The 893-nt window shown below is 38.9% G+C and carries 1 protein-coding gene; it reads right to left on the bottom strand.

What is annotated here, in order from left to right; all coding sequences use genetic code 11:
- On the bottom strand, positions 1-893 hold an 893-nt coding region (locus N3F66_10825), incomplete at both ends, for an IS4 family transposase (GenBank protein MCX8124636.1).

Here is an 893-nt window from a genome sequence, read left to right as displayed (position 1 = left end):
CATCATTACTCCTTGTGGTGAACGACTTAACCAATGATTCACTTTTAAAAACGTCTTAATCCAGTAAAATGCAATTTCTATGTTCCATCGCTGTCGATATAGTTCTGCTATTCTATCACTAGGTAAATCGTGTATATTTGTTAGCAATGTAAACGTTTGACGGCGCCTATTAGAATCCACAAAGGTAAATACAATCATCCGAAACACTGCGGTGTGACCTGTGGTCCTCTCTTTGATTACTTCAATTATACTGTCGGATAGTATCCCTTTTTCTTTTTGTCTTTTTCCCACTCTCCGTTTCCTGACCACAATGTACTGAATATTTGACCATGCACGTGTGACAAAAGATGCCCCCTGCTGCCCAATCCAGTAAAACATGCTATAATCATTGTATCCTCTATCAAATATATATGTATATCCCCTCGTTATTGCCCATTTGAGCGATTTTCTATCACTACAACGACCTTCTGTGAGCCGAAATGCACCTGGAATACAACTGCTCTCTAGTATCATGTGTAATTTTAATCCATTTTTGTGCTTCCTATGCCGTGCCCACTTCATCGTTGCAGTCGCCGTTAACAATGATGAATCGATAATCTTGAGCATCCGATTTACATTCTTTACCCTTTTATTCTTACTGGTGCGTGCCATATGGACTACATCATTGTATATCATTTCCCAAAGCTTCATGGGAAGTCGAAACGATAACTTCTTGGATAATTCTCCCTGGCTGGGAATGCTGTGCTCATTGGCAACAAGATATTTGAGCTGAAGTAATATACTGCGCCCACAGTGCATCCCCACATATTGATGATATAACAATAGTGCAAATATCTTCTCAACTGGATACTTCTTTATATACCGATTGTAGTTATTTTTTGTTGCAATTGTGT

This window comes from Spirochaetota bacterium, assembly GCA_026414805.1.
Taxonomy (GTDB): Bacteria; Spirochaetota; UBA4802; order UBA4802; family UB4802; genus UBA4802.
This window is presented reverse-complemented; position numbering and strand designations above follow the sequence as displayed.